The sequence below is a fragment of the uncultured Microscilla sp. genome (assembly GCF_947493425.1).
Lineage (GTDB): Bacteria > Bacteroidota > Bacteroidia > Cytophagales > Microscillaceae > Microscilla.
The window spans coordinates 1-15,832 of sequence record NZ_CANLRP010000185.1; the positions used below are offsets into that span (position 1 = coordinate 1).

A 15,832-nucleotide genomic window follows, 5' to 3' on the forward strand; every position below is an offset into this window, starting at 1 on the left:
AGCCTGTAGCTCTGCTACGGCGAGCTCAACGAAGTTAATCAGTAATCAACTTTGGCTAAAATCACTGCGGAGTATTGCTAGTAAAACTACAAAAATAACCTCCCCTACTGAACATCGTCTCTGATCGTTGTACTTCTTTGAGATTACTTTATCTTTTCCATTTTACTTAGGTTGTTAGGCGGCTCAAAATTGACGCCCTTTTAGGGCAAAAAAAATGACTTGGATCATATTTAACAAAATTAACAGTTTGAACGTATATCCTGCACCTACCCATGATAAACCAACAAAAGTCAAAAGCCGTTATTTTCATTTAGACCCAACAAATAAAATACACAAAACACGTTCAATTGATTACTCACAATATTTACTAATTAACAGGCAAAATAAGTATTCAGGTTTTAAGAAAAATCCCAAAGTCAAACTGCTAAAGCTCCGTTCGTGGGCGGGCATATTACCAAAGATGACGAACTTTAAACTACACACAAAAATGTATACACAACTTTTAATCGACTACTTAGCAGCACACCAACGACTGCCCTATATAAAAGATACTCAGGTAATTAAGGAAGTGTTTGAACGTAATCGCCTAAAAATTACTGATGAGTTGTTAGACTTTCAATTGCGTTATGCGGGCTACTTTCACAAGTTTCCCCCACATTCTTTTGTTTATGGGCTCTTGCACAAACACAGTGAACACTTGCCTGCTTTAGACCTTGATTTTGACGATGACAACCCCCGTAGAGTACTCATTACTTGTATGGACTGCCACCCTTTGCACGCCAGGGCGCTCGATGCCAGGGGAGTTTACTATAAGGATTATGCGGCTGTTGCCGAAAACTTCACCAAATACTTGATGCAACGTGCCTTGTTTTGGCGAGAAACCCAAACCCAGCAATGGCAAAATATTCACCTGGCAGCCCACGTGCAGCAAGCCATCAGGGAGGAACAAAACGGCAAAATAGAGGAATTTATGCTTCCACAGGTATCTGACAAGTACAGCCAAATATACCATATAAGAGAGCTTATGATTAAAGTAGAGCCTGAGCAAATCATTGCCTGGAAAGTACGTGGTTCCAAGCCTCAATTGTTTTACTTTAGTTTGTAACACTATTACTTGAAACTGTACACTTTTTTATAGCAGATAAGCCTTGTTTTTTTTGATAGTTTTACAGCATAAAAATAGCTGCTAAGTTGTAGAATAAACTCTGGTTTCGTTTCCCTCAGGTATCCGTTCATTTCCCCAAATCAAGTTTGGTTCATAACTCCGAGCTTGCTCTCGGAGGATCATGGATTTTATTTAGCTAAAAAAACGAGCCAAAAAACCCATTCAAATGCCTTTTGTAGGGGCAATCCTTTATGGTTGCCCTAGCCTAGTAAATTTCATCGCTTGGCGCCCCTATTAAGTTGCTTGTGAAGACACAAGCAACGGCGTAAGAACAGCGTCAAAACCCATTCAAATGCCTTTTGTAGGGGCAATCCTTTATGGTTGCCCTGGCCTAGTAAATTTCATCGCTTGGCGCTATTAAGTTGCTTGTGAAGACACAAGCAACGGCGTAGCTATGGCGCCCCTACTCGATTATTAATGACGCATTGTCTTGGGCTTAAAACAAAGTCAATACCCGCTCCAGTACCTTCCTTTTATCGGGGCGCTGTCGGGGCAACTCAATCTCAAGCTGCTCAATAGCTGCCTCTCCCTGATGGAGCAAAGCATTTTGGGCTGCTTGCCCAATGCTTTTGTCTTTGTGAAAAAGCAACTTGATAAAATATGGTATGGCCTGTGTATAATGCGCAAAAGTAAGGGTGCGAACTGCCGTTTTCAACAAGTCTAAATGATCGGAGTGTAATAGTTTAAAACAAAGCTCCAGATAGTCTGCCTGGGGTAAGGTCTTCTTAAGCAAACGGAGGCATAACACTTTCAGGTCACGGTATTTTTCATGAAAAACGATGTATTCCATCAACTCATTGACCACAGGTGGTGGGTCTTCAGCAAAGTTTTTCAATGCTTTGCGTACGATCTGACCATCAGCAAATTGCTGTGTTTTTACTGCCTCACAAAAACGTTTTTCGAAAGCTGCCTTGGCTTGGGCGGGCAAAAAAGTAAGTGCCAACAACTCTTGGGCAAAGACTTGAGTAATGAGTTGGGTAACCGTTGGTGCCACTACCGGGTAAGCATACAACTCTGCAAGCCAGTGTAACTGTTGGCGAGGGCTAAACCTTGTCATTTGCGTTGCCATATATTGCAAGCATTGCACGGCTTCGGTTTCAGTGGCGGCTGTTTTTGCTAACTTCTTAAGCGATTGCAACGCATTTTCCACTTCGTCTACTGCCTCATAGTCTGCGTGTTGTATATCTATTTGCCATAACAATGCCTCATGCACCAACTCCATACAATGTTGTCGCAGGGCTTTTATCATAGCCTTTGGTGGGGAGCCTTGCCGCCCTGCCTGAGCAAGCAACCAAGTCAATACCTCAGTTTTGTGATGCACATCGTACTCTGCAAACACTCCCGCAAAATCATTGACTAACGAGGGCAGGGCGGGCAATCTACACAATACCTGCACGGCAGGCAAAGGGTGAGGCAGTTGGGCACACAGCTCAAGCAATACCGAAGACAACCCCGGACAAAACAAGGTACCGGGCAAGCTTTGCAACCAAGCAAGTATATACATACTTCCCTCGGTATTTGCCCGCCTCAGCATGTCCAATAGTTCGGGGGCTATTGGTCCCACTTCTTTAATCCAGTTCAACCAATGCCACGCTCCTTCATCAAGCAAGGGCTGTAATATTTGCCATTGCCTTTCGGCAGATAACAAGGCAAAGTTACGTTGCAACGCCCAATGTGTATCTTCTTTTATGGTCTCATTGGCTGATTGGGTGCTTTGCAAAAATTGTCGCAACAAATCATTGCCAAAAGGCGAAAAATCGCCTCGCTGCTGTAGGTACTTCAGGGCATTGGGGTGACGAGTCAGCTGTTGTATTTGAGTGGGGTCAAGTGGTTGGTGCTGCCAAAAAGTAAGTGGTTTGCCCTGAAGATATTCTTCAAAACTTAGTTGGATCAACGCTGGATGTTGTGCCGTTTTTTTAATCCTGCCCAACAAAGTGTCTTGCTCTTCAACGCTGCATTTTTTGTACAAAGCCAGTGCTTCCTCTACCAGAAACGATTGCCCCGCTGGATCCATCAGCCCCCACAAATATATTTGCTGTTCAAGGCTGGCACGTTTAAATAGCATTTGCTGTACCCAATAAGCCGACTTGCCCACCACCGACAAGAGCCAATCTGCCAAGGCCACTTGTTGCTCTTGTTTGGCTTGACTTTGTTTGGCTTGACCTTTTTGGGTTTGATTTTTTACGGCAGGAGCCTCATACAGCTCAAGCAATACTGCTGTCAAATGCTTTGACACCATCCCCGATGCATCCAATAACTTTCGAATAGTTGCCACATTTCTACCTGCATTAAGCCAATGCTCCAACACCACCTTTAGCCCCTTTCGGGGGATAAAGTAACGCAGTAAAAATATCAGCTCAGGAGGGTTCTTATAGTGTAGCAAATTGTGCCACTCTAGGGTTTCTTGTGTTTCGTTTAGACTTAACACCTCCCAACCCCAGCTTTTGGCACCTCCACTGGCGTTGGCATATAGCAAACGCGCCTCCTCATCAGTCAAGGTGAGCTCATGCTGGTACATCAGTGTACACCAGGTAGCCAAGTCATGCGGCTTTGTAGTGAGGCTTCTCAAATAATTGCCCATCAGTTCACGCGTTGCCGGCAAGGCATTGAGCAAGGTAGGTTCATTGTCTATAGCTTTGCGCAAATCAGTCACTTCACTGAGCAATTGACGTAGGCTTTGCTGCGATTCGTACCATTGTTTTACCCACTGCTCAAGTTGGCGGGTATTTTCTATGTCGTGTTCCTGTCTGAGGTCAGGAGGTAAGTCAAACAATGGGTAGTTGGCCGCAAACTGTACCAACTGTTCAGGCGGGCATAAATCGGCAAGAGTATAACTCAAAAAACGTTGCTTGATAGGCGAGTTTGCTATCGACAGCTCGTGCAATAACACAAAAGGCATATTTGCCCCCAGAATGCCCTGCAATACTGAGATAATAGCGGAGCGCAACCCCGAATTATCATTATTCATCAACAATTGGGTAAGTGGCCATACACATTGTTGGGTACCATGTGTTTTCAAATACGCTACCGCTGTTTTTTTAATGTTCATGTTGCGGTGTCGCAACAAAGTGATGACCTCTTTTTCGTGGTTGCCTTCTGACATTTGAGTCAGGGCAATCAGTGCTTGGCGCAAAGTAAAAATGTCTTGATTGGGATGCAAAAAACGCTTGATAAGGTAAAATGCTTTGGGTTGATGACTTGCTCCTAAACAGGCAATATAAAACTTAAGCACGTGGGGATCTTTAGAGGCAGCTACTCCTTCGAGCAAACCTATGTCAAAACGATGATCTATACATTCGGTCAGGTAGCCCAAATACCGCTGTAGAACCGCTGACGCCTGCACTTGTGGCAACCTGGCAATTATTGCCTCTGCCAATAATTGGTTGGCATCTTTACTACCTGGCGGAGCATACCTGGCAATGCGCTGAGCAAGCTCTTGTGCACACTGCCAGGCAGCCATTTGTATATCGTCGTTGGCATTTCCCAGCTTTTTTATTACCAATGGCAACACCTCTGCATTGCCTTGCTGTGCCAGCTGACGCAGGGCTGCAATTTGAGTATCAACGGCTGGTTGATCTAGCGCGCTCAGCAAAAAAGGTTGAGCACTTGTGTGTAACGATTCAGACAGGTAAGGTAATAATTCAAAACGTCCAGGCAGTTGATGTGCTTGCAAATACTGATAAATTGACGCAGGGCTATCGGTCAATTGTAACAACAAGGGCAAGGCCTGGGCTTCAAACGAGGGCAGGCGTTTTTTTTCTCCTTCTACTTGCAATGCTTGCTTAAGATAGGCTACAGTTTTTGTCCCACCCAAACGCTGCAAAGCACTCAAACAAGCCGTAGGATGCAATGACATATAGGCCAGAATGGTGTCTTCGGCAGGGTGATAATCCAGTTCAACCAATGCCCGCAAAAGTTGCTCGAAATGATTGGGATAACGATTGGCTTGCAAAAGTTCGTGCAGCATTTTTTTTGCTGGATCGCTCTTCAATGCTTCCAATAGGGCAATCCATTTTTTTGGAGTAACAGGATGATGCGCTGCGTACCCTTCCAGTTTTTGTTCAAACCTGCCGTGCAACAATATAGCCAGTTGCCGGGCAGATAAAATATCATAAGCAAAGTAAAAATGTAACAATGGGGTCATCTGTGCCTCATGGCAAAACACTCCATCATAAGCCATCGCCAACAAGTGCTCAAGTAGTGCTTCGCTATGGGCAGTATACACCCCCAACCATTGCACCAACGTATCGGCCAAATTGGGAGTGGCTTGCGCCGATAATACCTCTAATGCCACTAGTTTTGTATCGATGCTCCAGTGTTGCTCTTGTATTACTTCATCAAACAAAGAATTGGCTCCCCACAGAGCAAGTATTTTCAAGCCCAGCACTTCAAACTTTGGTCCTCGATTCATCAGTTTTCTACAGGCTACTTCTGGACATTGCTCAAAGCAAAAGTAAAAGTCTTTCAACAAGCCATACACTGCCTGAAGCTGCCAATGGTCTGCATGTGTCAACAAATAAAGTATTGCTTCGCAAAGTACCTCATAAGACAGCAACGCCTGCCCAATGCCCAAACGTAACAAGTAAATCAAAGCGGTGCTCCAGGGTTTCTCATCTGCCATTAACACCTTTAGCAAAACTTCATGACTGCCTTTACTCCGGGGTTGCAACGTGTGCAAGGCTTTAGCTAACAAGTATTTGTCTTTGCCTTGCATAGCTTTTTCAGGCGCCACAGCCAACCAGGTTTGCCACCACTTGAGCCTTACTGCCAAAATCAACGGTAAGTCATCTGGATCAAAAAAATCGTCTGCCGCCGCATGGCAATGCCACACTTCGCTTAATGCTACCTGGGTTTCATAAGACAATTGGGGCAATTGGGCTACCCAAGCCTCAAACCAGGGTTTGACCGGGGCAAAACCAGCAGAAGTGAGCTTAAGGGCAAGCTGGCAGGCAAGACAAATGTCTGTATTTTTTTGCTGGGCAATTGTCTGTATTTTTTGCTGTAAAGCTTCCATGTTGTTTGTGTTCATAAGCGCATTTCTAAGATAAAGCAAGCAAAATATTTAGGTGTAAGCCTGATAAATGACAGTTTCAAAATAGGTATCTGGAATTTAGAAAAAAATAAAAATTAAGCAAGGCTAAGGAATGCTTCCAAAATAAATTTACACTCTTAACCTCATCTTTTGTTGCTATACTTTGTTAAAAAATAGCCGAATAGCGCTGCTATTAGCCGATTTTTTGCCGCGTCTAGCTTCAAAATATTTTGTAAACTATAGAAATTTATTTTTTCACCATTCCTAAGAAGTTTAAACTAAAAACAGACAGTGACTACAAACACATCACTAAAATAACATTTGGTAAAGCTCGTTTTATGTTGTTAGGTTTTCATAATGCTCAAACACCTCACGTACACCTTGAGGCAGTGTCATGGGGCGTTGAGTTTGAACATCTACATTTACATAAATCAGTGTTCCGCTAACAAGGTGTTGTTGCTGGCAAGTAATCTCCATTTGAATAGTAATGCTGGTATTGCCCAAGTCTGAGGTACGCACATAAATGGTTAGTTCGTCGTCGAACCGTGCTGGTGCGTGGTACTCAATGGTAGTTTTGCGCACATACATGTCACAATTGTATTGTTTGAGTCCATCGGGATAGGTAAGCCCCAACACGCGGAAGTACTCAGTAAAAGCTACATCAAAATAGGTCAAGTAGTGCCCATTAAACACCACTTGCTGGGGGTCTACCTCTGCCCAACGTACCCGCAATGAGTGTTTGAACTTAAACAAGGAAAGATTTGGCTGATTAGTCATTGTTATAAATAAGATAAGGTTTAATCTGTAGAGTAAACATACCAGTTTTTTGCTACTTTTTTGCAATATCTATACGGGCAAGCAAAGGCGCCTTGTGCCCATAAAAACCCTGCACTCTCGCCCACCCCTGCCAACGATGAAAAATGATACACACCATTGTTTACATAAAGGTTATCAAAGCCCAGGCGTGTTACTTCTCTATTCATATCAATTGTTTGCTGTGCTTTTGGTTGAGCATATGCTTGTACAATTTGCTCTAATAGTGTTTGATGCTCCGCTATAAAATCACGTGCTGTTTGGCGGGGTACTTTATCTACCAGGAATGGCTTCAGGAGTACTACCACAAACAAGGCGCCTCCCAACAAACCCAACATTTTGCCTTGACGCAAAGGAGCTACGGCAAATAATGCCGCAAACATAGACAATACCCACACCAAAGAGTATGGTTCGCCATACAACCCAGCGTTGAACCAAAAAGAAGAAGTATTGTATAGGTAAGGGACTACATGGGTATAGTCATAGTAAATCATCAACGCCCAAAAAGCTATCCATACTATGTACAAGCTGATGCTTAAGGGAGTTGATAATGCTTCTTCGGTTTGGTGTTGTTTATCTTTCATACCGTGCTTTTTCTAACCAAAATGCAAACTACATTAAAAGCTAAAATAAAAAATTCACAGGGATTAGTTTCACCTTTCATTATTTTGTCAAATACTGCCACTCTATTGAATAAAACCCGGCAGGGTACTCTTCTATATTTCAATCAAAATTTCTATTGTGTATATTCGAGGTAAAAAAGCAATTACACCATTCATGAGAAATATCACTGCATTTAATACCTTCCTGTTTTATATGTTCCTGAGCCCTTGGTTGTTTGCCCAGTCATTTACTGGTGCACAAAACCAACAAGGCTATGCTGTTTTTGGTGATCAGGTCACTTTTATATTCGACGAAGCCCTCTATCAGGTCAAACCCCAAAAAGTAGTGGTGACAGGGGAGTTTAGAAAATGGGACAAGGACATGGAAAAATGGCGGCTCAAAAAAACCGGGCAACAATGGCTAATTACTTTTAACAATAGCGGCTTTAAGGTCATTAGCCCCAATACAAAATTTAAGTTTAGAATAAACAAGGGCGAATGGCTAGAGCCTCCGGCAAAAGCCAAAAATAAAAAAGGCAGTGATTTGGTGTTTATGCCCCAAAGTGCTCAACCAGGGCTCAAAGCTGAGCTCAGGAGCAATTGCCTGATATGGGCAGAAGTAAAAGCCCCAAAACGTCCTTTGCGCCCCAAAGACTATCGCCTGACCGATGCCCAGGGCAAGGTTATTCCAGTAGCAAGCGTATTGCCCAATGGTGCCCGCTCTACCCTTATCACCCCTGCTAAAGCATTGAACAAAAAACGGGTATATTTTTTAGAAATCCCTTCGCTTAAGCTCAAAACCCATTGTTCGTTTGATGGCTGGTTCCGCGAGGCTTTTTCTATCAAAGAATTGGGCGCCAACATCGATGACAGCAAAACCAGCATCAGAATATTCTCACCCCGTGCCAATCAAGTCAAGCTTTATTTGTATAAAGGCAGGCGAGACAAGAAAGCCTATCGTGTAGAAAACCTTCAACAAGATCAAGACGGGGTATGGGAGGTCATCATCCCTGAAGATTTACATGGGGTATATTATGACTTTACAGTACACGGAGCCCAAGAACCAGGCAATCATTTTTATGAAACCAACCCAGTACACATCAGCGACCCTTATGCCAGGGTAAGCGACGACACCTGGGGCAAAACCAGAATCTGGCGGCGAACCAAGCCAGCTACCCCGCTCAAAAATGGTATTCCAGCAATGGAAGACGTGATTGCGTATGAAGTGCACGTACAAGATTTCACTGACTTGTTGCCCGTAAAACCCGCTCATAAGGGTACATTCAAGGCAATGACAACCCCTGGGCTACGCAACAAACGGGGCAAAAAAATAGGGTTTGATTATTTACTCGACTTGGGCATCAACACGGTACACTTGATGCCAGTGCAAGAGTATTTACATTTTCCGACCAAAGATTGGCAAGCCTCCTTTGGCAACGATGCTTATATGAAAGCACAGGGGGTAAGCCATGAAAACTATCAGTGGGGTTACCGTACTTCCCACGCTTTTGCGGTAGAATCGCGTTATCGCAGCAAAGGCAACGAGCCAGGCAAAGAACGCGAAGAGTTTAGAGATTTGGTGCAGGCTTTTCACGACAAGGGTATTGCGGTAATTATAGACATTGTGCCCAACCACACCGCCGAAAATATGGACGGAAACTTCTGGAACTTTCACTTCAACACTTTGGGCAAGCAATATTATTATCGTACCAAAAACTTTAAGCACATTGGCGCTTACGGCAACGAAGTAAAAACAGAAAACCGCCCTATGGTGCAACGCTGGCTAATTGACCAGTGCCAACATTATATCAAAGAGTTTGGGATTGATGGTTTTAGGATTGACCTTGCCGGACAAATAGACCAACAAACCCTAACAGCACTCAAAACTGCTATTGGAGAGGACAAAATTGTGTATGGTGAGGCTTGGATTGGCTCTAACGACCCTAACTTTGAAAACAACCCCGATTGGGACTGGTACAAGGAAGATGCTCCCATTACTTTTTTTCAGGACGAGTCGCGCAACGCTTTTAAAGGACCTGTGTTTGAGCTGAAAGACCCTGAAAAAGACCGGGGCTGGGCGGGAGGTAAATTTAGCGAACGCGCTAATGTAATGAAGGGACTCGCCAACCAGTTTACTGATGACAAAACGCCCTTGAGTGGCATTAGTTACCTTGATATTCACGATAATTTTGCCTTGGCCGATCAGTTTGGGAAAAACTTTGATGGCAGATATGAGGTAGACGAGGCAGCGTATAAAATAGCCGTGACTTTGCTCTATACTACGCTAGGACCTATTGTGACTCATGGAGGATCGGAGATTATGCGAAGCAAAGCTACTGCCCCGCTCAAGGAAGTAGTGAAACAAACCAAAGCAGGGTACAAAATATATATGCACGGCTACCGTGATACTTATAACCACCGCAACGCCAATCGTTTTTTATGGCAAACTGTAGGACAAAAGCCCGGACGAAAAAACAAGAATAATTATCAAAATATGTATGCCTTTTGGCAAGGAATGAATACGTTTCGTTTATCGGAAGCGGGTAAAGTATTTAGGGTGGCAAAGGCAGTGCCTGAGGGATATTACCAATGGCTTGCCCCCAAAAACCGCGAAGATGTTTTAGGCTATTTGGTAGATAAAAAGGTATTAGTATTGCTCAATGCAGGTGCCCAGCCTTATACTTTTACAGGAGTAACTTTGCCTGCTGGCCAATGGAAACCCGTTGCCAATACCCAACAAGTACAGCTAAAACAAGGGATAAGTAAAAGTCTCTTAGGCAACAAAACTCACTCGCTGAAGCTCAAGGGCAAAAGCCTGACAATTTGGATAAAGGAATAAGGGCTTGTTTAAACTGCCTTGCCCGATATTTTATATCAGGCAAGGTTTTGTTGGTATATACGCTGTTTTGCTAAATAAAACTCTCTATTCAGGCATAACTTTTCCAACGCTCTTTTCGTTTTTAGACCAAGCAATGATTCAACTTATGACCTTCTTCAACAGCAGCCATGACCTTATCAGGCGATACCTTTCCCGTAAACGCCGCTCTATCCCTCTTGCGAAATACCCAAGTTCTATGTTTCGATCATTCCTCATAATTTTATACATTGACACCTGAATTAATAATTTTTTTATGAAAAATAATATTAAATACTACTATGGTATTGTTGAGAACTGTATAGACCGTTTGGGGGTTGATCCGGTGATTTGCCGCTCGAAAGACACCGAGGGTCATTGGGACCTCAAACGGGGCGATATTACCGTATGGATAGATGTGTGGCATATAGACCGGGAAAAACGCGCTTATATTCAGGTGGTGGCTCCTATTATGGAGGTGCCCATCTACCGAATACCAGAGTTTTATGAAGATTTACTGCGTATCAACGACCAATTATTTGGGGTGGCTTTTACCTTATATCATAGCTGGACTTGCCTAAAAGTAATACGTGAGGTAGAAGGGCTAGACGATGAAGAAGCCTATAATATGATTACCAGGGTGGGTAATTACGGAATTGAATACTTAAGAAAGTTACTAAAAAAATATGGCAACAGAGGCCAGGGGCTGGACCAACGAGAAGGTTTGACACCTTTGAATTAAAGGATTTAAAAAGAGGAGGACAAAATGACCTCCTTGCACTATTGATTATAAAGTATTTTACATAAGCGTTTTTCTAAGACTCTGTTTTACCAAACCCTCCACCTCCAGGAGTTTTAATTACCAATTTATCGCCTGCATTTACATCTAAACCATCGATGCCTGCCAATAAAACCCGTTCTACCTTACCTTGCCCGTTTTTTCGCTCTATATATTGCTCCCCACACTGCCCTTCTTCACCACCTTCTAAACCGTAGGGGCGCTCGCTACGGTGTTGGGTAAGCACTGACAAGGATACGGGTTCTAAGAAAGTAATTTCTCTGATGATGCCATCACCTCCTTTAAATTTTCCTTGACCACCTGAGCCTGCTCTTATCTCGAACCTATCGAGCCTTACCGGGTAGCGGTGCTCAAAAATTTCGGGGTCAGTAATACGGGTATTGGTCATATGATGGTGTACTGCTGACGTACCATCAAATGAGGCACCTGCACCACAGCCTCCACAGATGGTTTCATAATAACCAAAGTTTTGGTTACCAAACAGTACATTATTCATTGTTCCCTGACTACAAGCCATTACTCCAAATGCTTTTAGTAAAGTATCGGTCAAACGTTGACTGGTTTCTACATTGCCTCCTACTACAGCAGGGCACTGGGTAATATCATCAGGAAAATGAGGGTTCAAAATGGTGCCTTCTGGTATATTGATCCTGATTGGTGTTAAAATACCATCGTTTAATGGCATATTTTTATCCAGCAACAAGCGTAACACATAAATCACCACACTATTAACGATGGCTGGGTTAGCATTCAGGTTTCCTTTGTGTACTCCTCCCGAACCTTTAAAATCAATGGTACAACTACTATTTTTTACCTCTACACTTACCCGCAAAGGTGTTCCATCGTCTAAAAACTCTTCCGCAGTATAGATTCCATTAGGAATTTTATTCAGCGTTTCTCCCATGTTATTAAAGGCATTGAGCTTGAGCATGTTCATATATAACTGCACTTTGTCAAACCCATGAGATTTCACCAGTTTTTTCAATGCTTTCTCACCGCTGCGGTTGGCGGCAAGGGCAGCGTTGAGGTCTGCCAGGTTTTCTTCGATAGAACGGGTAGGGTAATCGGCGTTTTCAAGCACATGCCTGATTTCTTTCCAGTTAACTCTCCCACCTTTCACCAAAAAGAATGGGTCAATGACCACCCCCTCTTCAGAAAGGTTTTTGGCATCGGGAGGCATAGATGCTGGTCTTATTCCTCCTATTTCTGAATGATGCGCTCGGTTTACTACATACCCGATCAAACGGCGGTACTCTGAATATACTGGAGTAATGAGCGTAACATCGGGCAAGTGAGAACCACCAAACTTGGGATGGTTGGTAATAATAGTGTCGCCGTCTTGCAACATAACCCCTGACTTGAGCACGCTTCTGACGCATACCCCCAGGCTACCAAGGTGTACCGGAATATGAGGCGCATTGGCCACTAACTCACCTTTAGCGTCTAACAGGGCACAAGAAAAATCTAACCGTTCTTTTACATTGACTGATAAAGATGTACGTTGAAGCATTGCACCCATGTTTTCGGCAATAGACATAAATCGGTTAGTGAAAAGCTCCAGCTCTATCTCTTCGCTCATGTATTCCGAGATTCTGAAGTAGCCTCCAGGTCGTTTTACTCGTTTTTTGCGGGTAATAATACCTGTGCCTTGAGCATCTATCGTAAACACCCAATCTTCCTCTATCACCGTGGTGCTGTGCTTGTCGAGCACCAAGCCAAACCCTTCAATAGTGGCACCTTTTTGTAGGTTTTCGCGGAGGTATACAGGTGCTTTTCTCCACTTATCGTCTATAAATGATTTAATATAATGCGAAGGTTCGGGCACATAAACATTAGGCTTAGGAAGCTCCTTTGTTTCCAAGCCAGATTTTACCGAAGCAATTACCCGGATAGATTCTACCTCTATCTCACGGTTGGACACCCAATGGCCATAAATATTTTCGTATTTTTTACGGAAGTGTTCTACTATAGTCTCTATGTTGGCTTTGTCATTGGTCAAAGGTATATCAAGACTGGCATCTTGTCCTTTGAAACGTAAATAAGCAATGCGTTGACGGATTTCAATATTATTGGCAGGAATACCCTCGTCTTTTACCTCATTAAAAGCTTCTGTCTCAAGTTGGTCAAACAGTTGCTGCAAAGCGGCTTCTTGTTCTCCAAAAAAACTTTGTACTGAGGTAAGCAATTGTTTTTCGGCAAAACGCTCCAGCAAAGCAGCCCCTATGCCATAAGCACTCAGCAAGCCTGCATCTTGAGGGATAAGAATTGTATTAATATTGAGCAACTCGGCAATGCCACATACATGCAAACCACCTGCTCCACCAAAAGCCACCAAACCATATTCGCTGGGGTCATAACCTTTGGCTACAGATATTTTTTTGATGGCTCCTGCCATTATTTCATTGGCTATTCGCAAAAAGCCCGTAAGAATATCTTCATCGTTTCTACTTTCTTTGGTTTGGAGCTCAATCTGTTCTACCAAAATATTGAGCTGCTTCTCGGCCTCATCCTGAAACACCGGAATACCAAACTGTCGGGCATCTAAACGCCCCAAAAGTAAATGTATATCAGTAATAGTCAATTGCCCGCCAGCACCATAACAAGCTGGTCCGGGAAAAGCTCCTGCGCTTTCGGGACCTACACATAACTTAAATCCATCAAAATAGCACAACGAACCTCCACCCGCTGCTACCGACTCAATGGCCAGGGCTGGGCTAAATATATAAGCATCTCCTATTTTAAGGTCAAACCTATAGTCAAATTCATTGTCATAACGTGCCACATCAGTGCTGGTGCCTCCCATGTCAAAGGTAATGAGGCGATTATGCCCTGATAGTTTTCCAATAGTAGATGCACCCACTACTCCTCCTGCTGGTCCACTCAACAAACTGTCTTTAGGCTGAAAGCTTTGAGATTGCACCAGGCTTCCGGCGCTTGTCATTACCTGCAAATAAGAACTATCTAACAACTGTATTACGTCCTTGCCTGGGTCTTCTTTGACTACCTGCAGGGTTTTGGCAATGTTGCTTAGGTAATTGTTGATTACTGGAGATAAATAAGCGTTGACTACTGTGGTTTCGGCGCGAGGCAAAAACTTGATCAACGATGATAACTCAGTAGAAACCGATACATCGGCAAACCCATGTTCTAACAAAAACTGCTTGACCTGTTGCTCATGTGCAGGATTTTTATAGGAATTCATCAAAGCCACTGCTGCCGATGTGATTCCCTCGCTTTTGAGCTCTTCTAATATTTTGGTATCAGGCAATACCAATGACATCAGTACTTCTCCATTTGCCGATAAGCGCTCTTCTACCTCTACTACCTTATAATGCAGTGGGGCAGGTTTTTCTACACGCATAGCAAATATATCGGGGCGTTGCTGAGTACCTATTTTGAGTAAATCTTTGAAGCCTTTAGTTACAAAAAACACAATTTTAGCCCCCTTATTTTCTAACAAAGCATTGGTTCCTTTGGTAGAACCCAGCTTCATGTGTATAGGGGGTAAAGTATCGTCAAGGGAGGTTTGAGTAATCAAACGAACAGCTAAGATGGGGGCTTCTTCGTAGGCAGTAATTTCAAAGCTACGGTTGACTAAGTCGAAATCAAGCGGTTGAGAAAGCACAAGTAGTTCTTTTTCTATATCAAAGCGCTCTACCAGTACCTTGGGATGGTCTTGTTGCAAAACCTTGAACTCATACCCTTTAATAATGTCTTTTTTGAGGCTCCAGGTTTCTCGCACTTTTACAGTCTTGGCATCTATCTGTTTGACAATATTGCCTCTAAGTGTGCTATTACTCAATACTTTTCTACGGTATTCATTGCCTGATGAATCACGCGCAATACAGTCTGTAAATGTGCCTCCTGTATCTATAGAAAAGTAATAAGTAACATTATTCATCTCCATGTGAAAATTTTGGAAAGTAAATTTATCAGCCTATCAATCTGATTTTTTAAATGTTTTAAATAAAAGTTTTTGTTCTTTGGTTGATTCTGTTGGATTTAATCAAAACTAATCATTACTCTGACCAGTTTTCTCCCGGATATTCTAAATTTTATGAAATATAAATTTACTTATAACTTTCAGTATGTATGCTTTTTAATTATACATATCACAAAATTGGGTAATAGTAGAAGAATATATTCAGAACAAGTAAAAAAGATTAACAATCATAAAAAATAATTTATGAAAGTCGTAATATAATCTTGTTTTTTTGTCCTGGAATTTAACCAAAAATATTCGATTTAAACTTAAACAAACAAAAAAAAGCGCCTCAATACCCCCTGAGAAACAGGTAATTGGTAAAAACAAAGATTTTTTCACCCAAGTATCTCACTCGTTTATGTTTATGTCAATTAATCAACCTGCCCAATAGTTAAGCAGCTGAGAAAAAATTTAGTTCGAAAACAAAAGCCGTTTTTTGTTCATTATTTAATAATACACAAATCTATTGACAAACAAAGCATGTATTGAAAACTTTACACGATTGTTTATTAGACTTCTTGCGAAAATATTAATATTGGTTAAAAAGTTATCTTTGTAGCATGAAAGCTTCAAAATATGCTG

General features: G+C 42.6%; 7 protein-coding genes. 3 read left to right on the top strand and 4 right to left on the bottom strand.

Going from position 1 to position 15,832, the window contains the following annotated elements; translation table 11 throughout:
• Positions 1-487: 487 nt before the first annotated feature.
• Entirely contained in the window at positions 488-1,105 is a 618-nt protein-coding gene (locus tag Q0954_RS28345; protein WP_299463351.1) for a hypothetical protein, read from the top strand.
• Positions 1,106-1,601: 496 nt separating this feature from the next.
• Here the strand turns inward: Q0954_RS28345 and Q0954_RS28350 are convergent, their stop codons facing one another.
• The 3 genes from Q0954_RS28350 to Q0954_RS28360 form a co-directional block, all read right to left on the bottom strand.
• Positions 1,602-6,194 (bottom strand): HEAT repeat domain-containing protein, encoded by a 4,593-nt coding sequence (locus Q0954_RS28350; protein WP_299463354.1) that lies wholly within the window; start codon positions 6,192-6,194, stop codon positions 1,602-1,604.
• A gap of 339 nt (positions 6,195-6,533) precedes the next feature.
• A complete protein-coding gene (locus tag Q0954_RS28355; RefSeq protein WP_299463357.1) occupies positions 6,534-6,974 on the bottom strand; it encodes a thioesterase family protein in 441 nt (146 codons plus the stop codon).
• A 20-nt stretch (positions 6,975-6,994) separates the two neighbouring features.
• Positions 6,995-7,594 (bottom strand): hypothetical protein, encoded by a 600-nt coding sequence (locus tag Q0954_RS28360; RefSeq protein ID WP_299463360.1) that lies wholly within the window; start codon positions 7,592-7,594, stop codon positions 6,995-6,997.
• Between the two features lie 193 nt (positions 7,595-7,787).
• Here Q0954_RS28360 and Q0954_RS28365 point away from each other — a divergent pair, with 193 nt between their 5' ends.
• On the top strand, positions 7,788-10,451 hold the full coding sequence (locus Q0954_RS28365; RefSeq protein WP_299463363.1) for an alpha-amylase family glycosyl hydrolase: 2,664 nt from the start codon (positions 7,788-7,790) through the stop codon (positions 10,449-10,451).
• A gap of 292 nt (positions 10,452-10,743) precedes the next feature.
• Positions 10,744-11,208: a YbjN domain-containing protein gene (locus Q0954_RS28370; RefSeq protein WP_299463367.1), complete on the top strand. Its 465-nt coding sequence runs from the start codon at positions 10,744-10,746 to the stop codon at positions 11,206-11,208.
• 73 nt (positions 11,209-11,281) lie between these two features.
• Here Q0954_RS28370 and Q0954_RS28375 read toward each other — a convergent pair whose 3' ends face one another.
• Positions 11,282-15,172: a hydantoinase B/oxoprolinase family protein gene (locus tag Q0954_RS28375; RefSeq protein WP_299463370.1), complete on the bottom strand. Its 3,891-nt coding sequence runs from the start codon at positions 15,170-15,172 to the stop codon at positions 11,282-11,284.
• Between the last annotated feature and the right edge of the window lie 660 nt (positions 15,173-15,832).

What these genes read in the sequence shown, in the direction of transcription:
- Q0954_RS28370 (WP_299463367.1), top strand. Translation starts at nt 10,744, where the DNA reads ATGAAAAATAATATTAAATACTACTATGGTATTGTTGAGAACTGTATA.
- Q0954_RS28355 (WP_299463357.1), bottom strand. Translation starts at nt 6,974, where the DNA reads ATGACTAATCAGCCAAATCTTTCCTTGTTTAAGTTCAAACACTCATTG.
- Q0954_RS28365 (WP_299463363.1), top strand. Translation starts at nt 7,788, where the DNA reads ATGAGAAATATCACTGCATTTAATACCTTCCTGTTTTATATGTTCCTG.
- Q0954_RS28345 (WP_299463351.1), top strand. Translation starts at nt 488, where the DNA reads ATGTATACACAACTTTTAATCGACTACTTAGCAGCACACCAACGACTG.
- Q0954_RS28350 (WP_299463354.1), bottom strand. Translation starts at nt 6,194, where the DNA reads ATGAACACAAACAACATGGAAGCTTTACAGCAAAAAATACAGACAATT.
- Q0954_RS28375 (WP_299463370.1), bottom strand. Translation starts at nt 15,172, where the DNA reads ATGGAGATGAATAATGTTACTTATTACTTTTCTATAGATACAGGAGGC.
- Q0954_RS28360 (WP_299463360.1), bottom strand. Translation starts at nt 7,594, where the DNA reads ATGAAAGATAAACAACACCAAACCGAAGAAGCATTATCAACTCCCTTA.